Annotated in this window: 18 protein-coding genes; 4 read left to right on the top strand and 14 right to left on the bottom strand. The window is 51.8% G+C overall.

Features of this window, described 5'->3' with window-relative positions; all coding sequences use genetic code 11:
* Positions 1-76 precede the first annotated feature (76 nt).
* Both ACFOLF_RS21165 and ACFOLF_RS21160 read right to left on the bottom strand, forming a co-directional pair.
* A complete protein-coding gene (locus ACFOLF_RS21165) occupies positions 77-214 on the bottom strand; it encodes a transposase domain-containing protein (RefSeq protein WP_379219629.1) in 138 nt (45 codons plus the stop codon).
* Between the two features lie 200 nt (positions 215-414).
* Positions 415-1,803, bottom strand: a complete 1,389-nt coding sequence (locus ACFOLF_RS21160) for a sialate O-acetylesterase (protein WP_210046743.1) — start codon at positions 1,801-1,803, stop codon at positions 415-417.
* Positions 1,804-2,063: 260 nt separating this feature from the next.
* On the opposite strand from ACFOLF_RS21160, the gene ACFOLF_RS21155 reads away from it, so the two are divergent.
* A complete protein-coding gene (locus ACFOLF_RS21155) occupies positions 2,064-2,945 on the top strand; it encodes a helix-turn-helix domain-containing protein (protein WP_210046744.1) in 882 nt (293 codons plus the stop codon).
* 4 nt (positions 2,946-2,949) lie between these two features.
* Here the strand turns inward: ACFOLF_RS21155 and ACFOLF_RS21150 are convergent, their stop codons facing one another.
* From ACFOLF_RS21150 to ACFOLF_RS21140, 3 genes are all read right to left on the bottom strand, one after another.
* Entirely contained in the window at positions 2,950-3,852 is a 903-nt protein-coding gene (locus tag ACFOLF_RS21150) for a DUF4380 domain-containing protein (protein WP_210046745.1), read from the bottom strand.
* Between the two features lie 641 nt (positions 3,853-4,493).
* Positions 4,494-6,608: an alpha-galactosidase gene (locus ACFOLF_RS21145; protein ID WP_210046746.1), complete on the bottom strand. Its 2,115-nt coding sequence runs from the start codon at positions 6,606-6,608 to the stop codon at positions 4,494-4,496.
* A 216-nt stretch (positions 6,609-6,824) separates the two neighbouring features.
* Positions 6,825-8,096 carry an ATP-binding protein gene (locus tag ACFOLF_RS21140; protein WP_210046747.1) on the bottom strand — a complete coding sequence of 424 codons (1,272 nt, stop codon included), beginning with the start codon at positions 8,094-8,096 and terminating at the stop codon, positions 6,825-6,827.
* A gap of 168 nt (positions 8,097-8,264) precedes the next feature.
* On the opposite strand from ACFOLF_RS21140, the gene ACFOLF_RS21135 reads away from it, so the two are divergent.
* Positions 8,265-9,137, top strand: coding sequence for an aldo/keto reductase (locus ACFOLF_RS21135; protein WP_210046748.1), 873 nt, complete (start codon positions 8,265-8,267; stop codon positions 9,135-9,137).
* 265 nt (positions 9,138-9,402) lie between these two features.
* Here the strand turns inward: ACFOLF_RS21135 and ACFOLF_RS21130 are convergent, their stop codons facing one another.
* The 4 genes from ACFOLF_RS21130 to ACFOLF_RS21115 form a co-directional block, all read right to left on the bottom strand.
* Complete coding sequence (locus ACFOLF_RS21130; RefSeq protein ID WP_210046749.1) at positions 9,403-9,915, bottom strand: CBO0543 family protein; 513 nt, start codon at positions 9,913-9,915, stop codon at positions 9,403-9,405.
* 209 nt (positions 9,916-10,124) lie between these two features.
* Positions 10,125-12,254: a protein translocase subunit SecD gene (gene secD, locus ACFOLF_RS21125; RefSeq protein WP_210046750.1), complete on the bottom strand. Its 2,130-nt coding sequence runs from the start codon at positions 12,252-12,254 to the stop codon at positions 10,125-10,127.
* Positions 12,255-12,280: 26 nt separating this feature from the next.
* The gene (locus tag ACFOLF_RS21120) at positions 12,281-12,637 is read right to left on the bottom strand and encodes a hypothetical protein (protein ID WP_210046751.1); all 357 of its coding nucleotides are present in this window, start codon (positions 12,635-12,637) and stop codon (positions 12,281-12,283) included.
* A 94-nt stretch (positions 12,638-12,731) separates the two neighbouring features.
* Positions 12,732-13,400, bottom strand: coding sequence for a TetR/AcrR family transcriptional regulator (locus tag ACFOLF_RS21115; RefSeq protein ID WP_210046752.1), 669 nt, complete (start codon positions 13,398-13,400; stop codon positions 12,732-12,734).
* A gap of 232 nt (positions 13,401-13,632) precedes the next feature.
* On the opposite strand from ACFOLF_RS21115, the gene ACFOLF_RS21110 reads away from it, so the two are divergent.
* Positions 13,633-14,811, top strand: a complete 1,179-nt coding sequence (locus tag ACFOLF_RS21110; protein ID WP_210046753.1) for an MFS transporter — start codon at positions 13,633-13,635, stop codon at positions 14,809-14,811.
* Between the two features lie 64 nt (positions 14,812-14,875).
* Complete coding sequence (locus ACFOLF_RS21105; protein WP_210046754.1) at positions 14,876-16,303, top strand: aldehyde dehydrogenase family protein; 1,428 nt, start codon at positions 14,876-14,878, stop codon at positions 16,301-16,303.
* Positions 16,304-16,392: 89 nt separating this feature from the next.
* Here the strand turns inward: ACFOLF_RS21105 and ACFOLF_RS21100 are convergent, their stop codons facing one another.
* From ACFOLF_RS21100 to ACFOLF_RS21080, 5 genes are all read right to left on the bottom strand, one after another.
* Complete coding sequence (locus ACFOLF_RS21100) at positions 16,393-17,361, bottom strand: DUF1835 domain-containing protein (RefSeq protein ID WP_379114383.1); 969 nt, start codon at positions 17,359-17,361, stop codon at positions 16,393-16,395.
* A 393-nt stretch (positions 17,362-17,754) separates the two neighbouring features.
* Entirely contained in the window at positions 17,755-20,841 is a 3,087-nt protein-coding gene (locus tag ACFOLF_RS21095) for a discoidin domain-containing protein (protein WP_210046755.1), read from the bottom strand.
* A 48-nt stretch (positions 20,842-20,889) separates the two neighbouring features.
* Entirely contained in the window at positions 20,890-22,530 is a 1,641-nt protein-coding gene (locus ACFOLF_RS21090) for an ABC transporter substrate-binding protein (protein ID WP_379114385.1), read from the bottom strand.
* 160 nt (positions 22,531-22,690) lie between these two features.
* Positions 22,691-24,466 (bottom strand): sensor histidine kinase, encoded by a 1,776-nt coding sequence (locus tag ACFOLF_RS21085; RefSeq protein ID WP_210046756.1) that lies wholly within the window; start codon positions 24,464-24,466, stop codon positions 22,691-22,693.
* Positions 24,441-25,997: a response regulator transcription factor gene (locus ACFOLF_RS21080; protein ID WP_210046757.1), complete on the bottom strand. Its 1,557-nt coding sequence runs from the start codon at positions 25,995-25,997 to the stop codon at positions 24,441-24,443. Before ACFOLF_RS21080 ends, ACFOLF_RS21085 begins: the two co-directional genes overlap by 26 nt.
* Positions 25,998-26,102: the final 105 nt, after the last annotated feature.

Raw genomic sequence — 26,102 nt, 5'->3', positions numbered from 1 at the left:
CAAGAAGATTAAGCAGGTAAGCGTCAAATAAGCCCCATCCGTAGTCAAATGGAAGCCAGTGAATGATGCATATGGATTAAAGAAAATTGAGGAGCAGGGCATATAGGGTACCAGTGCGCTCGGAGCCCGGGAATCCGGAAGCTCTCGGAAATTGCCCGAACAGATACTTGAGGTACCGGAACGGATGCAGTCCGTTTTCCTTCGCCGTCTTGATAATGCTGTATATCGGGGTTCGACTGCTTGCGGAACAACTCCCGTCATGTCATCTTAAATGCTCATGCTGAAGCTTGGAGCGGCGTGGAAACATGTGGACAAACGGCCGCATTGCACACATGCATCTCCCGGCAGCAGTCTGCGCTCTGCGCTGCGGCTGCCGGGATAGATAGAAGCGCTGTAGACTTGACAGTCGTAAATCTAGACAGGCAGCGGCCCAAAAACAAGCAGCGGTATTCCCTTTTCATCCCGCACATTAACCGCAGGGTTGGTGCCGCGGCCATGCCATAATTGGCAGGAATCCGGTGCAGGCCGCTCCAGCGTGAGGATGACCCGCTCTGCAGCTTCATCCAGATGCCCCTCCAGCGGCAGCCGCTCTTCACCGTTTGTCAGCTGGAAGGAAAAAACGCGTTCAACCTTCTGCAGCCTTCCATTGACTCCGCTGAACGTAATCGTCAGCTCCGTGCGCTGCTCATTCCAATCCGCCCACGCAAACCGTGGACCCGGTTCGGCCGGGCTCCGGCCATCAACGAGCCGGAGAGCCGCCCACGCCATACGGTGCCCAATATCCCGCAGGGAGGCGGCATCCGGATGAATAAAGTCAGCCAGCGAAGCGTCGATGGTCGGAACAACCGCTGCGCGGCCCAGCACAGATTCAAGACGGACCTGATCGTCCTGTACCCGGTTCCATCCCTGCTCGAAGGACCAATTGGTCACAACAGATATCTGTGCGTAGATGAACGGCAGCTCCGGATCTCCCAGATCGCGTCTAAGGCTGGCCACCCATTCCGTCATCCGGTCGTAGTAAAGCTCTGAATCCGCTTCAGTAGCGTCGCTCTCTCCCTGATACCACAGGCATCCCCGCACCTTGCCTCCGGCCTCGCGAATGACCCGCAGCATGGCGCCATATAAGGAACGGCCGCCTTCGCCTGCGAGCGCGGCATCCCATTGGCTCATTGAGGTTCCGCCATGCGCTACCATGAGCAGCCCAACGGGAACGCCGGTGTGACGCAGCATCATTTTGCCGAACGGCAGTCCAAGTCCGCTTCCATGCACTCTGTCTCTGCGGGCCATCCTGATATATTCTTTGCGCTTCTCTTCGGAAACACCCATTCCCTCAGGCAATGGCGTCCAATGTACAGGGTCGGGCGATTCCAGCAGCCAGCAAAGCGGCTCCACAGCCAGATCCCAGCGGTCTCCCATATAGAAACAGCTGACGCCCGGCTGAGGCTCCTCTACATGTATCAATCTTCCGCAGCCTTCCATATTCGATTGCCCCGCCAATACCCACAGATCACCTACATAGACCGGACCAATATCTCCTTCTACGAGCAGTTCTCCTGTCTCGGGAGATACGATACGAACATAGATCTCATGCTCGCCTGCCGGCACCCGTTCCAGAGCAGCTGAGAATTCCGGCTGGCTGGCCGACCCCAGACTCCTCCATGGACCGGCAGATATCCGGCCTTCCACAAGCCCCTCCACTCCCTGCGGCACCTTGACCGAGAAAGCAATATCCGCCTGGTCCTGATCGTCACGCTGGTATACCCGGTGCGCATTCGGTCCCGAAATTTCCAATTGAATGGCCATCTTCCAAGCTCTCCCCTTCCCCTGTTCAACCATTAGCTGTGTCAATATCTCATGCTGTTAAAGATCTATATTCCGCATGATTTTTGTTAATCCTGCCGCTAGGTTCTTCACTTCGGAATATCAGTAAAGGTGAAACCAAATGTTAACCTCTCTAAAGATTAAAGAAACAGCCTGCCGAATGGCAGGCCCCTGTACATGATGGATTATATTCGGTAAAATTCAAACAAAGCTTATGTATCGAAGGGAGGCTTTCTGCTAAGATGCTGAGGAAGGCGGATGGATTTGAAGCGGAGAAAATCATTGTCCTGCCCCCTTATATCCTGAAAGAGATGGTGGCTCATCCCTTGATCAGGCAGCTGTATATAACGGATATCGGCTACTTCCCGCGGGCGCGCCACCATTACCGGGACAGGCCCTCCGGCTGCAGCATGCATATTCTGATCTACTGCGCGGGCGGCGAAGGATGGATCCAAAGCGGATCACACAAGGCGATGCGGGTCACCGAGCAGACGCTCACCGTCATCCCTGCCGATACGCCTCATTCCTATGGGGCAGATGAAAACAATCCATGGAGCATTTACTGGTTTCATCTGATGGGGGAGGATGCCGGGGCCTTCTTCTCCAACTTCAGTATGGAAGCAGGGCCGCTGCGGCTTGGGCTAAGCCATTCCGTCAAGCTGCTGGATTTATTCGGGCAATGCTACGATATCCTGTCATCCAAGCCGTATTCCATGGACCATCAGGTCCATGTTTCGCAAACGGTCAGATATTATCTCAGCTTTGTCGGATTAATGAAGGCAGGGGCAGGCGAGGAGAAATCGGAGCGGTATATCGAGCAGGCCATTCAATATATGAAGGAGCAGCTGGAATCCAATTTGTCGCTCGAAGAATTGGTTGCCCATACCCGGATTTCCAAGCAGCATTTGAACCATTTATTCAAACAATCGACCGGCTTTGCGCCGATCGACTATTATTTGCGGATGAAGATTCAGCGTGCCGGACAGCTGCTCGACCTGACGGACAGAAGCATAAAGGATATAGGCCTGTCGCTTGGCTTCCAGGACCCCTACTACTTCTCCCGTCTGTTCAAAAAAATGATCGGCTTGTCGCCAACGGAATATCGGAACAAGCTAAAAGGCTAAGCGTTCAGTGCAGGGTATCGACGGCAAGCTCCCAGTTTATCGTGAATGATTCGCTCTCCCCTGGCTGGAGGGTGTACGCCGGGCTGTGAATCTCGAGCTCATAATATGGATAGTCGCTGGCATTATACACTTCGACGACCGTATGATGGGGGTAAACTTGCTCCGGCTCAACCGCATAGGTTTTGGTCAAAGTATATGTTTTGCCGTTCGCGGCCTGATGCCGTGCGGCTGCCCGCCCCCCATCCGTCATAAAGCCGAGCTTATACAGCCGGTCATTGTCCATGACCATCCTCCAGCCATCCGTGCCATGAACGGCTGCCGCATTGTGTTCGTCCAACAAGGGCAGCGGCTGCCTCGAACCGAGCAGTGGCCCGTCCGGGATATCCACAATTCCGCTGCGATTCAGCATGGTCACCTGCCACAAGCCTTTGGTTACCGGAACCGTTCCATGGTTGATCAGCTTCTGCTCGATGCCGATCGACGGCATGCCGTTCACGCATGTGACAGTGCGGATAATTTGCAGCTGCGTCTCACGGCATATGGGGCTCGTCAGAACGATCCGGACAGCCTGTTCATTCCGCTGCACTTCCCAGCTGTACTCGCCGTGATCCAAATCCGCATACGGGACGCCAACCCAGTCGCTTTGGGGAGCAAGCCATGTTTTCTCTCCGCCATAAAGCAGCTGCGGGCTCCTCTCGCGCAGTTCATGCATTTCTTCCGCATTCTCAGCTTCATAGCGGGGGCGGTAACCCGCCAGACTCCCGTTCTGATAGAGCAGATTGACGCCATCCGAGCCAAATTCCATGATACGCCCGCCGATGCCGGGTACGATCGCCAAATCATAATGTTCCGTTTGAATGGAGATTGAAAGAAAACCCATGCTTTCCCTTTCCATCACAATAATCATGGAATGAACCGCCTCTCTGCAGATATAGCTGCTGCAATCATATAAGTGCCGCTGCATGCGCCGCGTGTTTTCCAGATGTCCGTTCCATATGCATACGCTTCTCTAACATTTCGCTGTTCCGGCGCAGAAAACCTTCCGCAGTCCGGCGTTCTTCTGAGATCGGCGCGGGAGCGGCCCATTTCCTCTATAACAGGGAAAAACCGTACTGCAGCGGCCAGTACCCACCGTTTATGCGCTCCAGCACGGAATAACCTTCCTCCAGATAACTTCCATCCCCCGCCAGCTCTCCATTTCCTCTATAACAAGGAAAAACCGTGCTGCAGCGGCCGGTATCCACCGTTTATGCGCTCCAGCACGGAATAACCTTCTTCCAGTATACAATTGTCTGCCTCTAAACCTGGGTAGTCCCTCAGCTCACGCCAGGGGAGACTGATAAAAGCGGCAGCGCCATTTCCGGCCCTAAACGTCAATCCATATGGTCTGGTCGGCTTGTCATGCAATACGCGAAGCACGCAGTGTGTGGCTCTTTGCGAAAGTGCCGAATGCAGCAGCCATTACCGCCGGGCTGCACGCAGCTCCCAGTGCGCCGCGTTTCGTTTGCATGACGGCGATCCGTCGACTACACGCCGGCTCCTGCAAGCTTACTCCCGCGCTTTCAGCGAGATCAGCACACTGTCGAAATCGCCGCGCAGGGGAAGCGGAAGGCCCGCATTCATCAAGGTGCTCCCGTGCAATTGCAGGACTTCATCGCCGATACCCTCGATGTCGTAGATTTTATGCTCCGCAAGGCCATCCAGCTTCAGATCCGGAAGCCGTCCGCCGAAATTCTGAGCATGCAGAAATGCAAAAACAATGCTTTCCGTCCGGTCGTCGCTCACGTACTGTACAGCCGCTTGCGGGGACTTGCGTAATGAAGCCAGACGGTACTGCCTGCCTTTTTGAACGAGATGCCTGATCTCCTTGTACCGCTGGATATGACCGCCGGCCTCCTCAATTTCCTCCTCCGACCATTCCTTCAGATTGCCGCCGATGCCAAGCGAGCCTGTCATGGCGCTGTGGAACCGGAATGAGAGCGGAAGCTTGCGGCCGTTCATGCCATTGGGCGAATCCGTTACCCAGCACATCATGACCTGAGGGCTGTAGACGTAGGAGAAACCCTCCTGAATGCTCAGCCTGTCGAACGCATCGGTGTTATCGCTCGGCCATGCCTGATCGGCAAATCGCAGCATGCCAAAATCAATCCGGGCCCCGCCTCCGGCGCAGGTCTCAAATTCGACGTGAGGGAATTTCTCCCGCAGCTCCGCCCAGATCTCATACAGGCTTTGCACATGTCTGATCCAGATTTCCTTCTGCTGCCCGGCCGGGAAGCCGTGAAGTCCCGGCTCCGTAATGGTCCGGTTCATATCCCATTTGATGAAGGAGATCGGATGAGAGCTGAGCAGCTCCGTCATGAAACCGATAATGAACTGCTTTACCTCGGGCTTGGCTATATTCAGAAGCAGCTGGTTGCGAAGCTGCGAGCCGGTCCGTGTCGGAAAATGGTATACCCACTCCGGATGCTGCCGGTACAGCTCGCTGTCCGGATTGACGGACTCGGGCTCCACCCAGATACCGAAATCCATTCCCAATTCCTTGACCTTCTCAATCAAGGCGCCCAATCCTTCAGGAAACTTCTGCGGATTAACATACCAGTCGCCCAGACCCGCCCGGTCGCTGTCGCGCTTGCCGAACCAGCCGTCATCGACGACAAAGCGCTCGACGCCCATCTTCGCCGCTTTTTGCGCAAGCTCAATTTGCTCCTTCACATTCACATCGAAGGTCGTCGCTTCCCATGAGTTGTACAGCACCTTGCGTGTCGCGGCTCCAGGCAGGACATATTCCCGCTGATACCGGTGAAAGCTGCGGCTCATCTCCCCGAAGCCCGATGGCGTATACCCGCCAACGAACACCGGCGCCGTGAACGTCTCTCCAGGCTGGAGCAGCCATTCACTGTCAAAATCATTAATGCCGCCCGTCACCCTTACATGATTGAAGCTGCTCTTCTCCGCGACTATTTTCCAGTTGCCGCTCCAGCCGAGCGCGCCGAACCAGACATTGCCTGCCGTCTCTGTGGCGGTGCCGTCGTCGATAGCAAACCATGGATTGGCATGCGGGCCCGTGAAGCCCCTTCTGGATTCAATCGTTTTCTTGCCTTCGGAGAGAACGGTGTCTCTGAGCTGATACTCGCCCGACCATCTTCCGGTAACATGGGTCATCCGGTATTGCGGCAAATAAGGCACAGCCCACGCGGCCGATTGCATATTTTCGATGACAATCGCCGTTTTGCCGGCATTAACCGCTTCCGCATAGCGTTCGATCATATCCCATTCCGCTATTACCTTGTAATGGAGATGGACCAGCAGATCGTAATGAGCGTCTTTCAGGGTCAGGATCAGCTCCTCGACCCCATTATCGGTTACAATGCGATAGCCCTCGTATACCATTTTCAAATCTCTGACGTGATCGGAGAAACGTACCTTCAGCGTCGGCTCGACATAACCGACGCCGCCCCAGAAGCTGTATTCCTCGTACTCCCGTTCCACCTGAGCGTCAAACGAGCTGTGCGATCTGGAACGGAGACGGTAAGCGCATTCCTGCGCTGCAATCGTCTTTCCCCAATACAAATGCTGGAGGATTCCCTGCTCGTTGACCCCGAATACATAGGAGGTCTGCCGGGTTTGAATTTCAAATAAACCTTCATGAACGGATATCGGCAACGCTTTCACCTCAATTTTGGATTATGATAGACATAGATTTGTCGTTTGGCTTGCTGACATTGTCCCACAAGTACACCATAGAATAGAGCGGCCTCCGGGGCAATTCACAATGTTCGGTTCAGGATGGATTATTCTCGGCTGAGGTCCCGGTATAAATAAAAGCAGAGCCGCCCGGGATCTGCCTGGGACGGTTCTGCTTGTTGGACTCCTGCAGCATTAACCGATATTGGACTTCAACAGCTCGGCCAGTTCCTGCCGCTCCGGGCCTTCCAATTTAATAATGTCATTCAGAACATGATAGAACCGTTCGCGGTCTGCGGTCTCCATAATCAAATTCAACATATGGACGATCACCTTTTTTTGCTCCGGATTCAAGCGGGCGAAGATTCGGGGTTCTACCCGGTAAAGCTCTTGAATGACATGCTTCAGCTCTTCTTGGCGCGCGCTGTCCTCCGGCGTATCCTTGAAGGCGGGAAATGCGTCCGACGCGATCAGTTCGGAAATGATCAGATCGGAATGGCTTTTGAGGAACGGCTTGCGCTTTCCGCTGATCAAATGGTTGATTTCCTCCAGCAGATATTGGAAGGCCTCGCTTTTCCGGCTTAAACCAAATGCCATTTCCTGCTGCCCGTATTGTTCTTCGCTCATAAAGTCGAAGTCGTCAAACAGCTTGCTTTGGATGTAGACGCTGTGATAGAAGGAGTCCCCTTTATTGTTGAAGCTGGTGGGCTGCTTGTACTTCTCCCTCTTCCTGGAGTCCAGAAAATAGAGTCTGGAATATTCGTTGTTGATTCTCTCTGTCCAGCGGATATATTTGACGGCGAATTTGGTTTTGGTCGCGGGATGCGCAAGCTCGATATTCTCCTTCGCGCCGATAATGCCGGAATAATCCAGGTATTCGCCCGTTTCCATGATGATACCGAACTTCTTGCCCGCATGAAGCTCAAGAAACCAGCCGAACTCCTTGCTCAGAAATTGTTTCAACTCCGTCAAGTCGATTTCCTTGTGGATATGGTCGAATGTGACCGAGGTTCCTGTTTTCGCCTTGCCCTCTGCATTGCCGGTCAGCGTATAGGAATCCAGACTTTCAGATGCTATATGAATGGAGTAGGTCTGATTGACTGGACCTGCTTTATAAGTCGTATTCCATGTCGCCTGGGAGCAGAAGCTGTGGAAGGTCAATCGGCCGATTCCATTCTTGCCATGCATCGCAGAGCTCATCCGCACCCTGTTGTTCGGATCGATCTGCTTCTCGGATTCATAGAAAGGCGTGAATTTCCGTTCCAAAACGGTTCTGTCGATGCCCTCTCCGTTATCCGATATGATCAATCTCTCCATACCGCCCAAAGCGTTCCATACAGCTTTAATTTCGACAATCGTCGCCCTCGCGTCAAATCCGTTCCAGACATATTCCGCGATCGCTTGTAAATAGTCAAATTTTTGCAGTGTTTTTTTGATGCCTCTGGATGTGATTCGAATTTTTACCACAGCTGTTCAACCCCCTTCTACTAGACAGTGTAACATAAACAGGCAAGAAATCTTGCTTAAATCAGGAGTCTCTGCCCCGATTTTTCGCGAAAAAAATTTGCAAAAAATGACTATATAAGCTATACCAAGTATAGGTACTATTATTTTTAAATTTGAGGAGGATGGTTCATGTCTGATCTGAATGTTTCAGCTGCTGCGTCCGGCGCCTATGCCATTGGAGGCGATCTGCCGGTCAACCGTTTGGGGTATGGAGCGATGCAGATAACCGGCCCCGGAGTATGGGGAGATCCGAAGGATCCGGCCGAAGCCGTACGCGTTCTTCAGCGCGCTGTGGAGCTCGGAGTGAATTTCATTGACACAGCCGACTCCTACGGTCCCTTCGTTTCCGAAATGCTCATCAAGAAAGCCCTCCATCCTTATGCGGACGGCGTAATCATTGCTACCAAGGCAGGCCTCACGCGGTCAGGCCCCGGCGATTGGCGTCCGGTAGGGCGTCCCGAATATTTGCGGCAGCAGGTTGAGCTGAGTCTGCGCCATCTGGGTCTTGAGCGGATCGACCTGTTTCAATTGCACCGCATAGACGCCAAGGTTCCATTAGCTGAACAAATCGGCGAGCTGGCCCTGCTGCAGCAGGAAGGCAAGATCCGCCACATCGGTCTGAGCGAAGTGAGCGTCGAGCAGATCAAGGCAGCCAGCGAGTTCGCCAAAATCACTTCCGTGCAAAATCTGTACAACCTGGCCAAACGGGATTCCGAGGCTGTACTGGACTACGCAGAGGCAAACAACATTGCATTCATCCCTTGGTTTCCGCTGGCAACAGGCGCATTAGCCAGAGAAGGCGGACCGCTCGACGCTATCGCCAAGCAGCATAATGCCCTTCCTTCCCAGCTGGCTCTGGCCTGGCTGCTGAAGCGCTCGCCTGTCATGCTGCCTATTCCAGGCACTTCGACAGTCGCGCATGTGGAGGAGAACATTGCGGCCGCTGCTATCACGCTGAGCGATGAAGAGTTTAATACGTTATCAAACATTGTGAAGCCGTAACATTTTGCCCAGGGTATTTCATATTCTCCAAAATGACCGGTATTCGCGGCTATCGCCCGCAGATACCGGTTTTATTTGTCTTCACTGTGACTGCCTGCGAAAAACATAATGGGAGGTGAAGCATGAACAGGCTTCATTTTAACGATTAAGAGTATTCATTGTTATACGCATGAATAATTGGGGGGATTAATTAATTCTCTGTTTTCGGTAAACCCGTCAGGGATAGCTCCGACAGACTGCAGACAGGGAAGCAAGCTTACTTTCCTTATTTAAACGAGGAAATGGGGATTCCATAAATCAATATAAACAGGATCGTTCCGACAAGGAATAGAACGTAAGCTATCAGCGGCCTGACATGATGTATAACCAGCATCGGAAATAACACGAAATCAAACAATATGGACTTCCAGAGGTTCCATCCGTGATGATACCGGATATTCTCCAGCCCATATTGTATGGCTTCCATTACCGTATATATAAACACCCAAAGAATAACGTACATCCCTTTGGTTATCACTTTTTTGTTGAATGGAAAGTTGGTCAGGTAAATCAGCACCATTGGCGGATATGCAAAAATGGTCAACAACAAATCATTAATTAAATGGCTGCCCAATTCAGAGCTGAGGTCCCACAACAGATAGCTATAGGTTAAAAGATGAACCAAGAAGCTTGATGCAACCATGAACAAAATGGTGGGTTGGTACTTTTTCCAATCCCTCCAATTGCTTTTGTAAAAAGCCACGACCCAAAGCACAAGAACGTACACGATTCGCATCATATATATCACCTAGTAATCAACATTCCCATACTGGTTTTTTTTTAGTCCGCATGAAGAAAAAGTCATCTGCAAGGCGGTATGTAAAATTTGCTGCTAAGGGTCAAACAGTAGTCAGCAGCAATAAAAGAATAGCCCTTCGGTTTTGATTGCCGCCTGATTCCAAACTCCAAAAAGCCCCCCGCGGCGGGGTGCGCCGCGGGGGATCGGTGCTAACCCGCTGGGAGAAATCTGCGTTTATACAAGATCAGCCAGACCTGCGCGGCAATAAAAATGGACGAGTAAGCGCCGCTCACCAATCCGAATAGAAGCGCAAGCGAGAACAGGTGAATGCTTTCCCCGCCGAGCCATAACAAACCGACAGCGGCGATGAACACGGTCAGGACCGTATACAGGGAACGCCTCATCGTCTGCCACAGGCTCCTGTTCACCAGCTCCTCCAGCTCGCGGGCCGATGTGAGCTTCGTCTGCTTCATATTCGTTCGAATCCGGTCGAAAATCACGATCGTATCGTTGAGCGAATAGCCGACAATCGTCAGAACCGCCGCTATGAAGGTCAGATCGATCTCAAGCCGGAGGGCGGAAAACAACGCGACCGGAATCAAAATATCATGGGCAAGCGCGATAATGCACGCAATGCCGAATAAGTAGTGAAAGCGAAGTCCCGTGTACAATACGATACCCGCTGAGGCTATCAGTATGGCGTAGCAGGCCTTCTTCACCATCTCGGCGGCAATGACAGGATCGACCGTAGATTCCTGCTTGCTCACTTGAGCGCCGTACCTTTCCTGCAGCTTGTCCTCTACCGCGTTCAACTGACCGGCGGGAATCGGCTTGCTGAAGGTGGTTGTTGCGGCAAGGCCGTCCGTTCCGTATTTTACGACCGGCTTCATCGTGGCGGACGGGATTTCCTCGTGAATAACCGCTGCAATATCGCTTGTCTGGAAGGGGCTGCCTATATAGAGATCCAGCCTTGTCCCCGATTGAAAATCGACTCCTGGATTAAGCCCTCTGCCCATTATGGCAATCAGGCCAACAATAAGCACCACAGTCGAGAAGCCCAGATACCAGTTTCTTCGCTTCACGAGATCAGGCAGCGGCTTAACCGCTTTGTATGCCGCCCGTTTCAGACTGACCCCAAACCACTCGGTGCGCTTAATCGCATTGTCCTTCAGGAGCAGCCACAGCAGGAGACGGGAACCGAATACATTCGTAACGAGACTCACCAGGATCGTCATCATGAGAACGATGGCAAACCCTTTGACCGCATTCGTGCCGATCATCATCAGAACCAACGCGGCGATAAAGGTGGTGGCGTGGGAATCCAGAATGGTGGCGAACGATGATTTCGCCCCGCTGCGGCTGGCCGAGCGGATACTTTTGCCCTCTCTTAACTCTTCCTTGATCCTCTCGTACGTAATGATATTGGCATCGACAGCCATGCCGACGGCCAATATGAACCCGGCGATACCGGACAGCGTCATCGCCGCATTCATCCAATCAAGAAGCACGAGGCAGATAAAGGCAAACAGCAGCAGCGTAAGATTGGCAATGATACCGGCCAAACGGTATACGATCAGCATGAAGATGACGATGATCGCGGAAGCCGCATATCCCGCAACTAACGTTCGGTGCAGCGCTTCCTCCCCAAGACTTGCCGAAACGGAATTGACCTGCTTCTCGATAAGCTTCGCCGGCAGGGAACCAGCGTTCAGCAGATCCTTCAGCTCTGTCGCAGAATCCAGGTCCTCACTTGAAATCGAGGAGCTGCCGCCGCTGATTACCGCTTGAACAACCGCCGTGGAGACGACTTTGTCATCCAATAGAATCGACAGCGGCTTGCCCAGATTGTCCTTCGTTACGGTCCTCAGCTTGGCAGGGTCGCTGAATTTCACATTGACCACGGGACGGTTCAGCTGATCATGCCCGATGCTTGCGCCATTCGGGGCCAAGTCGCCGCCATCCAGCACGATCCGGTCCTGGCCGTCCTTGAACGTCAGATATGCCGGCTGGCCGATCAGCTCGCGCAGCTTCGTTTGGTCTGCGACTCCGGCTATTCTGGCCCGGATGCGGTCCGTACCTTCGATGGTGATTTCCGGCTCGGCAACCTTACTTATATTGATCCGCTTCTCTACCATGCGCTCGGTTGCCAGCAGCAATTCCTTCGTTACCTTCTGATGGGCGTCAAGAGGCTCGACCTGATACAGGATTTCGAAGCCGCCTTTCAGATCGAGACCCAGCTTGATATTTCCCGCCGCCTTGGGGGCTGCCCAGCCCATAAACGTCACCAAAAACAATACCGCCATGGCAAACGGTACAAACGATCTTCTATTTTTGCGCAAATCAAATACTCCCTTTCATTCTATAGTTATAGAAGAACAGGGATGGATGCTAAATAGTTGGATTTAAATTTAATGGGGTTAAGGATGTAGAGAAGCCGAAGAATGGGGACTGCCGAACGTATGTGGGATTTGAGACCGATGCGGAGGGCAAAGACAGCGAATAATACCATCATCATGATCATGAAGGGGATGGTCGGAAGCAGGGGGAGAACATTCTTGACTGCCGGCGCTTCAATGGCGCCGTTGGAATAGGTATCCATAGCCCACTCGAACTGAGGGGAATTGTCCAGATGGGCGGTTGCTTCATGCCGGGGCGGACTTAGAAAGACAGCAGCGATGAAGGCGGCAAGTAAAATAAACAGCATTAATCTTTTTCTGATCATAGGCTCACCTCCTTCATTTGGGTTAAGGGGGATTATATCATGGGGATATCCGGTTGTCTATTTTGGATTTCCCCCTCATCCTTCTGGTAAAGCGTCAGAACAAAGCACGGTTGAACTTCTGAACGATATAATCAATAATCGGGCTGATCTGTGAATCATCCACCGTGGACAGTTTGTCCGCCTGAAATAATTGAACTTTCTTGAACATGTAGTAGTCATGAAGAACCTGCTGCAGCGACACCTGGTTGATCAGCAGGTATTTGAAATCGATTATTTCCCGAAGCAGAACATTATCCTGAAGCAAAATAAATTTCGGATTCATCCGGTTAAATATCCCCTGCGTCATGCCATCCTCATAAAACTCCAGAATCTTCTGTTCGCGCTGATGCATGACATCCTTAAGACGATCGTACAGATCGGGGTAGATGGCCTGCAGCTCCTTCAGAAACACATCCGTAATGTTACCGGCCAGCATGACGGATTGCTCGAACTGCTGCTGAAACCGGGTGCCGAACGACGGCTCCGCAACCTCGGAAGCCGGAATCAACAGTTTGTTTATATAATCCTCATAAGTGCCTACGACACCCTCGATGACTTCCTCTTTGGAAGAAAAATATTTGTACATGGTAGCCCGGCTTACGTCCATGCTTTTCGCAATATCATCCATCTTTAGTTGTTGAAAGCCCTCTTTGACAATGACCGCATTCAGCTTCTTCAGCATTTTGGTCCTCGTTTTACTTTGATGATTTTCCGTTTCATCCATATTCGTTTATCCTCCTCTGATTCCTATCCTTATATTATACACAATCCCCTGCTATAGTATATACAACAATTACATAATAGACAATTTAGATTCTTTTTGTTTACTTTATAATAAAATAATGTTATCCTCATTACGAAGTTCAAAGCTGAGGAGTGATATTCATGGCGGGATGAAGGGAATCCGGTTCATGTCTGCATCATGAGAAAACAAAATCATGGAAAGAAGGATAAAAGTGAAACCAAGCACCCGAATGGCTTTGCTCAGCTTGTCCATAACGGCAGCGTTCGCCCCCATGCTCGCGGCACCGGCGATCAAACTGCTCAAGGTTGATTTTCCGGATACCAGCGCGCTGCTCATTCAATGGGTCGTCACGTTGTCTTCCTTATTTATCTTGCCGACCTTATTCATGGCCGGTTATTTATCCAGAAGGTTTTCCAGGAAAAACATTCTTATATTCGGCCTGGTCCTGTATCTCATTGGCGGTGTGGGACCGGCCTTCCTGAATTCAATTACCGGCATTCTGGTCTTCCGGGCGCTTCTCGGTCTGAGCATCGGATTGATCTCTCCGACGTTCAATGCCCTGATTGCCGAGAATTTTCAGGGCAAGGAACGTTCCAGAATGAACGGATTGGTTACGGCGGTGAACGGAATCGGCGGCGCGATCTTCCTTACGATCGGCGGCTTCATCGCAGCGTATGGATGGAGAAGCGTATTTTTCAGCTATTCCTATGCCGTTCTGCTCCTTATTCTGGTGCTGCTGTTCATTCCCAAATTCCCTCCGGTTCAGAGGCCCGCACAGGGCAGCGGCCGGCCTGCGGTGAAGCTTCCGCGTCTGTTCTACGCCATTGCGCTGGGCAGCGGACTTCACATTATGCTGTACTTCACCATTCCGACGAGCTTGTCGCTGTACCTGGCTGAGAATGGGATCGGAACCGCATCGACGGTCGGATATTTATCCGCGCTTTCCCTAATCGGAACCTTTGGTGCCGGACTTGCCATTACTTCGCTGACCCAGCTGTTAGGCAGAGTCCTTGTTCCGTTCGCTTTTGTCGTATTTGGGCTTGGCTTCCTGGTGGAAAGCCTGGCGCATTCCGTGTTGACGGCCGCGATTGCGGTATTATTGATCGGCTTTGCGGAAGGATTGTTCTTCCCGATGATGTTCAACAAGACAGCCGAGATAGTGCCCAAAGAGCGGATGACGAGCGCTTTTTCCATACTGCTGGCCTGCAATTATTTTCTCCAGTTTATGTGTCCGCTGTTCATGAAGGGCGTTCAATCGCTGTTCCATCTTTCTTCGACCAGAGGAACGTTCATGCTATTGGCAGCCGCAATGGGCGTATCCATGATCATTTCCCTGCTGTTCGTAAGAGCAAGACGGGACCAGCAGCCGGCTGCTTCATTAGAAAATTAATTATTATGGATACGGCAGGCACTCCACCAAACAATAAGAATCAAGCATAAGGGAGCATGATCAAATGAAAACACTCAATCAATTCTATATAAATGGACAATTCGTGAGCCCTCAGGGCACGGATGTACTGGACCTCATCAATCCCTCAACCAAAGAAATGATCGGCCGCGTAACCTTGGGCAATGTGAAGGATACACAGGACGCGATTGCAGCTGCGAAGCAGGCCTTTAAGAGCTTTTCAAGAACAAGCGTGGAAGAACGCAGTCAGATGCTGCAAAGATTGCATGATGCGGTAATGGCCAATTCGGAGGCACTGATTCAAGGCAATATCGAAGAATACGGCGCCCCGCTGAATGCGGCCATCGGACGCGTCAATCTCGCCGCGGCGGATTTTCTTCGTACGAAGGAGGCGCTGGAGGAGTTTGAATTCGTTCAATATATGGGCAAGGCGAAGGTCGTTCTTGAGCCGGTGGGCGTCATCGGCATCATTACGCCATGGAATGCGAGCTACTCCCAGATTGCCGCCAAGCTGGCCTCCGCCATCGCTGCCGGCTGTACGGTGGTCATCAAGCCGAGCGAGCTTAGCGCGATTCAGACACAGCTGTTAATGGAATCTTTGGACCAAGCGGATATTCCGGCCGGTGTCATTAATATCATTAACGGAACAGGCGATGTGGTGGGGGCAGAACTAACCCGCCATCCGGATATTGCAATGATCTCTTTCACAGGGTCCACCCATGTCGGGAAAATCATTCGGCATGGCGTCATCGATACGATGAAAAGATTGACGCTGGAGCTGGGCGGCAAATCGCCGAATATCATCCTGGATGACGCTGATTTCAACAAAGCCGTTCCGCTTGCCGTCAAGATCGCTTACGGCAACAGCGGACAATCCTGTATTGCCGGCTCCCGGCTGATTGTTCCCCGGCACCGCCTTGAAGAAGTGAAGAGGCTCGCCAAGGCGGCTGTTGAAGCGATCAAGGTAGGCGACCCCCGGGAGAAGGATACGGTAATCGGCCCCATGGTAACCGGGAAGCAGTACAACAATGTGCAGCGGTATATCAAGCTTGGCATGGAAGAAGGAGCGGAACTTGTTATCGGCGGCGAAGGGCATCCGGAGGGGCTTGAGCAGGGTTACTTTGTAAAACCGACCGTTTTTGCTAATGTCACCATGGACATGACCATTGCCAGAGAGGAAATATTCGGACCGGTGCTTTCTATTTTAACGTATACAACAGAAGAAGAAGCGATAGAAATGGCCAATGATACCAGCTATGGACTGGCGGCTTATATCAGCTCCTCCAGCCTGGATAAAGCCAATCAAATCGCTTCCCGGATTTCATCAGGCATCGTCATGATCAATGGAGCCGGCCCCGAGATGAAGGCTCCGTTCGGCGGCTCCAAGCAATCCGGGATCGGCAGGGAATATGGCGTGTACGGACTGGAAGAGTGCCTGGAGCCCAAATCCATCACGGGTTACGATCTCGTATAAAGGTGAACGATAAGCAGCCGGAACCTGTTTCCTGAGGTTCCGGCTGCTTGTTTATTTGAATCCGGTTCTGCTTCTCTAATATCCCGCAGTCACAAGAGTGAATTCCTCTGCAGATGCAGACCGCCATACCACTCGTCTCCCGGCGAAGACCAATGCTGTTCACCAGCCCGTACACGCCGTCCCCGTTCCGTCAGCAGCAGCATACATTCACCGAAATCCGGATTCTCCTGCCGGTATTTTGGAAATACCGCCTTCCCCTCAATATGCAGCAGGGGACCAGGCTCCTCCGCCATAACCGCAAGGCGATGCCAGTATTCCAGATCGCCCATCCCGAGAAAATTCAACCTATCGCCGACCTCACGAAACAGCTCGTATGGGGAATGGATCCCCTTTTCAATATATTCCAGCGTGGTTTGCTCCACAATTCCAAGCCCGTTGCCGGCAGATGGCAGCCTGGACAAATGTGCCTCGAACGCCGCCCGGGAGAAAGGCAGTGCAGACGTATCCTCCTCCAGAAACCGGGTATGTTCCGTAAGCTCCGGCGAAGCGTAGGCTTCCCATAACCGGCTGCCCAGCTCCAGCTCCCTTGGTCCGACCGGCTGCCATGTGCCCGATAAGGCTGCTAATTGGGAAGGCGACAGCTGCCCGAGTCCCCGGAACACCTCAATACCCGGAAATGAGCCTACGCACAGCAAACTGATTTTCGTTGCTGCCTGTGCCTGCCGGGCGAACCAATGCAGCAAGCAGCCAAGCATCGTCTGGTCGAACAGATCGTGCTCGAACCACAGGATCACCTCGTCGTATCTGTGGAATTCCTGCAAAGCCGCCTCCTGCTCCTCGCTGCTCCGGATATATTCCTCCCGAGGGATTCCCAGCGTCCGTTCCAAATATCCGGCACGTTCCGCCCGGTTCCCCCGTTCGCTCATATCGCGGAACACGGGTCCGAACGTATACAACTCCCGCCATACGAGGATATCTCCCTGCACGACACCCTGTTTCAGCTTATCCGCTGTGGCATCTCCGTTCACAATATGCAGCATGCGCCTTGACGGAATCATCTTCTTGTTCACCTTCCCCCGTATTCTAATTTATGATTTAACTCAAGCATCGTCCAATGTTGTCCCAGGGGACGAACCTCGTGCAGAGCCATTAACCGGGTGTCGCCAATGCGGACCAGATTTCTTATTCTCTAACGGTTCTGCCAATTCCTCTATTGCGAGCTGAACCTGCCTCACATAATAATATGCACAATAACAACTTCTTCTGAACCTGGCCTGGAAGCACCTCAAAATTCTTTTCATTAACTTTAAACTCTGCGTGCGGTTGAATGAAGTCTATTCTTTATGAGGCTTGCCCGGTCAAAGAAAAGTTAACAAAGACAGGCGGCCGATGTCCAACATCCGCCGCCTGTCTTTTGTCTTATAAATCTGCACAACGTTTAAGCACGCTGCTTAATTGCCTTTACCGTTCGAGTAGAGCGTAAAGATCAAATCCCGCTTCCCGTCATTTTCGGCTGCCCAGGTAAGGCCGCCATCCAGTGAGAGCTTCTCATATCCATCCGGATACGTATCATCGTCGGTGTACGCAAAGCCGTAGTTGTTGTCCGTGGATGGTGTGTTCACGGATTTTGGCGATTTCAAGATAAGCCCGTATTTCCTTGTGGTATCCAAATTATCCAGCTTGGGATAGATCGAATACGGACTTACGCTCCCAGGGATGTTATACGCCGGAAGCGAAGCGGAGAACAGGGTCTTCTCCGGGTTATCGTTCTCATCCAGGGTGACAATATCGAAGTAATACGCATCCGCCGGAACGGCATTCACGTAGCTCTCATAAATGTATACATCGAGCTTCGGCAGATCGCTCTTATTCAGCTCGAACACCTGCATCCGCTGAACACCGGCACGGACGTCCGAATAACTTTCATATCCCGCATTGCTGTTGTCCTGATCAATGACAGAGCCGCTGCCTCCTTTGATGTAATAGGCTTCAATTTCATTAATCGACGGGATAATGTAACTGGTCGTTATGTACAATCTAAGTTTGCTTGTGGATACGGTCTTGAAAGTAATCACCTTATTATCACCGACCGTATAGCCTTTCGTCAGATCAACGTACTTCTCGCCGTCCCAGTACTGCAATGCGTAATTAGCAATCTGAAAATTGGTATCCCGGTATTCCTTGATCACAACCTGGTTCACGGAAGTTGCCCTGCCAAAATCGATCTCTGACCATTCATCGTTCTTATGCCCGTCGGCGGCGCTCCATCTCGTCGACACTTGTCCGTCGGTCATATTAGCCGCTTCATATCCCGCATCACTCCAGGTAGAGGACACGTTGACCTGTTTGCCCAAAGCAAGATTCACAGGCGCATCATCTTCGTCCCTGCCGGATCCGCCTTTCTCTATTCTAATAATCGCCGTACCGCCAGGCGGAAGCGTGTAAGAGAGCTTCCCGGACGCCTTGCCCAGCGTTCTTCCGGAATAGACCTCGTTTAACGTGTATTTCTCATTCCCTCGCAGGCCCAGATCGGCAAAATCAACCTGGATTTGCGCCTCTTCCTTACTGTTCCAATTGGATAGACCGACAAGGATGCCACCCCGGTCATCCTTCACATAAACAGCCGATGGGGAATGCTCTCCTTTATGATACACATTGGTCATCTTAACCGGTTTGGCCGCTTGACCTTTGCCCACAATCCTCAAAAGCTCCTTATTTTCCAGAATACCCAATCTCTCTTCCGACAGAAAAGGAATATTATCGCCAATCAGCCAATGCCCACCGCCAAGCGCAACAGTCGTCGCCAGCAGCTTCCCGTCATTCTGGCCATACTTATTCCAGAAGCCTTGGGCAAAGTTCTCCGGAATGATCATATCGGGATCGTTATACTCATAAAGCGTTCCGTTGGTCCACCAGGAAGCGGCCGTGTTGAACGCCTGGCGTTCAATTCCCGAATAACCATCGACGCCGATCGTCGTATCGCAAGCAGATCTTCTTCCATGTGCGAACGCCGCAGGAAGCAGTGGAGCAATGGACTCATTGATGTAAATGGGCCGTTTGGCCGCGAGGACGGTATCACGGATTATCCCCATACCGATCCGGTAAGCCTGAACGCCATTTACCGTTTCGTCATAATGTTTACCTTCATACATACCCATATCGATAAAATCCAACTTGAGGTAGTCGAAGCCCCAGTCGATATATTTCTGAATGGCATTACGTATTGCCGTTTGAGCGGCAGGATGCGAAACATCCATCGCATATGTGCCCAGATAGGTTCTGATCAACTGCCCGTTCTCATCCCTGAGGCAAATATCCCGGTGAGTATACGAGGTCCCTTCAACGGGCAAATCCAGCCAGGCGTCATAAATGGTGAACGGCGTCTGATAGCCGCCTACCTTGAGCCCCTTGCTGTGTACATAATCGGCAAACTGCTGCATCCCTTCATCGAAAGGAACCTCGGAGGAAGGCTGGAACCCCCCGTCCAAATTAAAATATTCATAACCGAGCGGCTTCAGATGCTCCGCCATATAATCCACCATACCTTCCAATGCTTCCGCAGACGCATAATTATAGTGGGAATAATAGGTGTTATATCCCATCGGCACATCGCCGTTCCATTTCATGCGAGGCTCTCCGATATCGTATACGGTTCCGTATTCTTCCAAGCCGGCTTGATAATCACCGTAAAAGCCCAGAAAGAATCGGTCCGAGGAAACAATTTCTCCGCTTTGAGAGCCGCCCCAATTATAGAGGCTGTAAGAGGTGAGCGGTCCGTTTGCTGCCGCTGCCTGCCCGAGGCGCTGACTGCTTTTCCAATTCTTGACGGTCGCTGCGCCACCGATAAATCCCTGTTTGGCATTATTGTCGAAAACGGCGGATACCCAGTGGCTGACCCCGTTGAAGGGTTCCCACTTCAGCTGCTCACCCTCGAAGCGGTCTGCGCCGTTCTGGCTGCCGCCAAAGTCATTAACCGGCGCTACTCCAAAATCAAAGTTATTCGTATATGGAGTGGTAAATATGCGCTTATCCATCCCTGCTCCAATATCCAGGTAGGAGGAAGACACAGGCTCTAGAATATCAATGCTCTGGGCAGCCGGACCAGTTACATTCATATCGGTCAGAAAATAGGAGCTATCCGGATAGAGATAAACCGTCAGCGCGATTGTAGAACCGGAATCCAGCGCGTTGCGGAGCGTTAATTGCATGCCATTTCGGCCGTAGCCGTCGCTTGGGATCTTCCCCCACTCGGCTGTGCGTTTGCCCGGATCGCTGGAGCGGATTCTGGTCTCTTTGCCTATGAGCTGATAATTGGAGTTGAAATCCCGTATGACTGTCCTGTCTCCCCAAGCCACATTCCCAAGGCCAGTCGACAAGTCATAGGTGAGCGTGTATTGCCCATTTGTAGCTTTTACAATTCCATTCTTCTGCTCGATTGCCATTTTGGACTTGGCCAAATTGACTTCAGGCATTATCGTAATTCCTGTCACAAATAGCAGGACGACCACAATTGCTTTGACCAGACCCATTCTATGCATGAGTACCCTCCCAGGATTTATTGAAATCATTACATCTTTAATATCAGATTATTTCCACAGCTCTTTACGCTTGTTGTAATTATCCGTGTATATCTTCTCAATGGCCGACAGCCCCGCCGTCTCCAGTTCTTTCATCATTTTGTCGTACAGGGACGCTGCCTCCGCTTCGGAAGGAGCCATCACCATTCGCGGGAAATACTTCGAGACGGTTTCGTTCACCTTCTGCTGCTTGATCACCTCCGGCGTGCCGCCGCTCGGACCCAGATTGTCGTACAGGGCGGTGTCGAACGAAGTGTCAGCCAGGTTCTTGATTGCCAGCTTTGCTACAGCATCCGTCTCATAACGGCCAATCAGGTCATATGGCGTTCCATCCTCGCCTGGACCATTCTTGATTGCCCATGTCCACTTCCGGATTCCGGTATCCGTCGAATATCCGGCCCAATCCTTCTTGAAGCCTTCCAGAACCTCGGGTCTTGGCACATGCTTGCCGTCCTTCATATCCCAATGCGTGCCCTCCACTCCCCACATCAACAGGTACTGGCCTTCTTCGCTTGCCAAATAATCCAGGAACTTGATGGCGCTGACGGGATCTTTATTGCTTTTGGAAATAGCAATGCCGTCCCAGCCAAGCGAGTTTTTGGGTCCGTAGGTTGTTTTGGCGGGATCCACGCCCGGAGCAACCACTTTATACGGATAGAACTGGCTCTCTTCCGCTTTGGACGGATCTGCTGCCGCCTCCTTCAATATCGTGTTGGGCTTGCCCAGATTCCAGAATGCGTCGGCTGTCGCAAACACGGCGCCCGAGGACAATTTCTGTTCGTACTGCTGCGTCTTGTTTGTCGCCCACTCGGTATCGATCAAGCCCTCCCTGTACAAGGCATTCATAAATTTAATCATGTCCAGGTATTTCGGATCCTTCACATCGCTTTTGAGCTGGCCATCGGTTTCATAGAACGGCATAATCCCGAACATCCCCTTGAAGGTTCCGGTGATGGCTCCCATATTCTCCCCGTTCAAGGTCATCGCCGTTGATGGCTTGCCATTCACATTCGGGTATTTCTCCTTGAATTTCCTGAGCAGGTCCACGAACTCTTCCGTGGTGAAGGGCTCCCCGTTGTCGGCCTTGGCTCCGGCTCCAAGCTCCTTCATCACATCCATTCTCATCAGAAAGCCGAATACCGGGTACTGCTCAAGTCCGTACCAGTTAGCCAGATAATAGTTTTTACCATCGGTATGCCGGGTCTTGTTGAGCATGTCGCCGTACATTTTCTTGATGTTGGGTCCATACTTTTCGATAAGATCGTCGAGCGGAACAAGGGCGCCGGCCACAATATATTTGTCGAGCACATCGCCGCGCGCAATCGACATGAGGTCCGGCAGATCATTGCTCGCCAGCATCAGGTTCAGCTTCTCCGCAGGATTGCCGGTCGGCTGCTGAATTTCCAGGGAAACGCCGGTTTTCTTCGTGATTTCCTGGGCGACCGGATTATCGAACGCATCTCCGACATTCCGGTCGAAGAACGTGAAGGTAACGGCCGGTTGTTCTCCGCCTGCCCCGGCCGCCTCTTCATTCGTGCCCTGCGCATCCGTTGCTTCTGTAAGCGGCGTGCTGTTGCTGCCGCATCCTACCAGTAACGAGAATAATACAAGAATCATGACAGTCAACCGGTAATACTCTTTCTTCTTCATTGCTGATCAGTTCCCCCTTAAGATATGATAGCGATTTCAATTTTCCCATGAGCAGTATCCCTGGCCCATCATGAATTGCGCTATAACTTAGCTTAATTGTAGACAGCCGATCCTCCGCTTTCTATATAACAAAGTGATGAAACGTAACGGAAAACGCCTTTCATGTAAACGTGACTGTCTTCGGCAGGCGAATGCTCACCGCGGTGCCAATCCCGAGCCTGCTGTAGATGTCCACGCCATAGCGCTCCCCGTAGGCAAGCTTGATTCTTTTATCCACATTATAAATACCGTAGCCCGCGGGCTGATCGGTTTTCTGCGCGAGCCTCTGCAGGACATGCGCGGGCATGCCCATACCATCGTCGATAACAGAGAATACCAGATCATCTCCGTCGGGCATCAGCCTGATAATGATTGTAATGCCGGACTCATCATCCCAGATCGCGTGATTGATGCAGTTCTCGATAAAAGGCTGCAGAATTAATTTGACCGTGGTAAAACGCAGGAGTGATTCATCCAGCAAATAATGGACCGTGAACAAGCCATCGAACCGGGTCTTCTGAATGGACAGATAATGCCGGGTGAGCATAATTTCCTGTTCGATCGTAATCCGCTTCTTGCCTTTGTTGAGCGAGATCCGGTAGAACTTGGCCAGATCATCCGCCATGAGATGCCCCTGCATATTGTTGTTGGTAACCGCGAGCGCCGATATGGAAGCTAGTGTGTTATAGAGAAAATGGGGGGTGATCTGCGCCTGGAGGCTGTCCATCTCCGCTTCCTTCTGCGCAATTTCCTTCTTGTAGACGTCATTGATCAAATCCTGTATGGTCATGGCCATTTTGTTCAAGGCAAAAGACAGCTGTCCGACCTCGTCATGGCCCATGGACCGGAAGGACAGATCGAAATTCCCCCGCTCCACCTTGCGGATTTGGTGAAGCAGCGCTTCAAAGCGCTTGGTCATGAGCTGGCTGGTCCCATAGATCAGGAGAGCAGCGGCAATAATGCAGCCCAGCGAGATGTACAGCATTTTCCGGGAGGCATTCCGGGCCTGCTCCAGCAGCTCGTCATAAGGAAGCAGGACAACCGTCCTCCACCCGTTCATCAGCGGTTTTTGAATAACCATGGCCTTTTTGCCGCCGCTCATTTCACTATTCAGGGTACTGCTGGCTGTGTGGGACAGCGCTTGGGGGATCACTTCCGCGATGTTCAGGATCTTCGACGGCTTGGTATTCGTGGTAATCAAATTGCCTTGTTCGTCGGCCACTAAGATCGTTTTGTTCTTGTTCTCCTTCTCGATAAGCGAGAAGAATTCCCGCTCTGTAATCTCCATCGTGAGGATGCCGTAAGGGAAATTCAGGCTCAAGTAATTCAGGGAGCGCGCCAGAGTGACGACTCTTTCCTTGGCTGATTTCTGATCGGGATAGAAGTTGGTAATCCGCCCCTCCGCCTGCATCGACTGCGTAGTCAGCGTCTCCGGCAGCTCATCCATATGCTTGATGAAATAACCGTCGGAATGAAGGGTTTCATTGTCCGTGTAGATGGTGATTGCCTTCAGGCTTGGATTCATGGCCATGACCTTGTACAGCAGCTTGTTGATATAATCGTAGGCGTCCAGATAGGATAAATCGTTCTTCTTATACCGGTAAAGCAAATAATTGCGCAGATCGGTGTCCATATAAATTAAGGTGGATATCTGGTAGTACAGATCAAGCTTGTTTTCGATATTATTGTTGATCTGGTCAATGGTGCTTCCAACATTCTCAACCGCCTGATGAACCAGCTGCTCCTTGATCGTGAGATAGGAATAGATTACAAAAAAGGAAATCGGCACGATCGTAACGAGCAGAAAGACGAGAAACAGCTTGCTTCTGAAGCGTTTGTTAACCAGGCTCAGGTACAGGGTGGATGCAAGCCTATAGAAACTTTTTACGATATTCATTCGGTGTGACCCCTTGCGTTTTATAGAAAAACGAACAAAAATACGAGGTATTGTCATAGCCGACTTTGCGGGCGACATCATGAATCCTCAGCGTTTTGTCCCCCAGCAGCTCCACCGCCTTCTGAAGCCGGATCCGGGTCAAATATTCATGGATCGTGCATCCCTTCTTTTCCTTGAACAGCACTCTCAAATAGTTGGGGGACAGATACACCTTGCCCGCCAAATACTCGATCGTCAGCGATTCGAAATATTCCGTTTCGATCACATGCACCACTTTCTGCACCAGCAGCGCATGCCGGTCCTGCTGCCTGTCAGCAAGGTACCCGGAGATTCTGCCGGTCAGCCCCTGAATAAACTCCTTAATCCCATTAATGGTATCCATATTCCTGACCCGTTGGTTCCAGCTGTTCAAATCGCCAACCTCCAGGCCGGCTGCCGCCCCATATTTGGCGAGCTCCCAGGCAATCTTGTCGAGCAGAGCCGCAGCGGCGCGGAGAACCCCGTTTTTGCTCAGACGCACTCTGGCCATCCTGTCAAAATATTGACCGATGTCCTCCCGCAGCGGCTCTCCGTCAGCGAGATTCATCTTTTGCAGACTCGGCTCATCTTCGATATCCATATCCGCATCAAGCCCACTCTGAACCTGACCGGCACGGATAATGCCGCCATACCCCCGATAGAACCGTTCTCCCACCGCTTTCTCCGCTTCCTTGAACATGCGGTAACCCTGATTCAGCAGGGCTGCCGTATCACAAATGCCGATGGTCGCCGTCCAATCCATTGCCCCGCGAATGGCGGACGACATGTCCTGCCAGAATGGTTCATTATTCACACCCTCCCTATATTCGATGATCAGCAGCCATTCATGCTCCTGCTTCCTGACGGCCATTCCTCCCATCTGGCGGCTGTCCAACAGCGATTGAATCGTCTGGTCCGCCATGCTGACCGCCTTCTGCAGCGGCGCAGGAGCTTCCGGATAAAGGGGATAGCCGTCCAGGCTGATAAGAGCGGTTACATAAATCCGGTCCCGATATTCCGCATCCATGCCGGACAGCGCACGCCAGGCCTGCTCCCGGATTTCGCTGTCCCCAGCGGTCAACACCTCCGACAGCTGCTGTGCGGCAAGCAGCTGCCGGGAGCGGCGGAGCAGCTTTATTTTCTCCACCTCCTGTCTGCTCCTGTCCATGACGGCAAACAGCTCCTTCCGGTCAATCGGCTTCAGAAGATACCCGACCGCGCCGGACTCAATCGCAGACTTCACATAGGTAAATTCATCATGCCCGCTTAGAAAAACAAGCTGAATCCAACCCAGCTTCTCCTGAATCAATGCAGCGAGACGGAGCCCGTCCATAACCGGCATCCTGACATCCGTCAGCACAATATCCGGCTGCAGGCGCTGAATCTGCTCCCAGGCTTTCCTGCCGTTCCTTGCTGTGCCAACAACTTGAATGCCCATGCTTGCCCAGTCGATGTGATTCTCCATCAGGTCCAGCTCAATCGTTTCGTCATCCACAAGAAATATGGTCAACAATTCGCATCCCTCCTCGTGAATCAATTAAAAGCTCTCCTATTATACTATTGCCCCTTCACGCCTTGAAGCCATAACCTGCCATTTCCCCTTATGTAAGACGTTTTC

The organism is Paenibacillus sepulcri (assembly GCF_042647105.1).
In the GTDB taxonomy this organism is placed as follows: Bacteria; Bacillota; Bacilli; order Paenibacillales; family Paenibacillaceae; genus Paenibacillus_Z; species Paenibacillus_Z sepulcri.
Note: the sequence above shows the minus strand (reverse complement) of the source record. Positions and strands in the feature narration are given on the sequence as shown.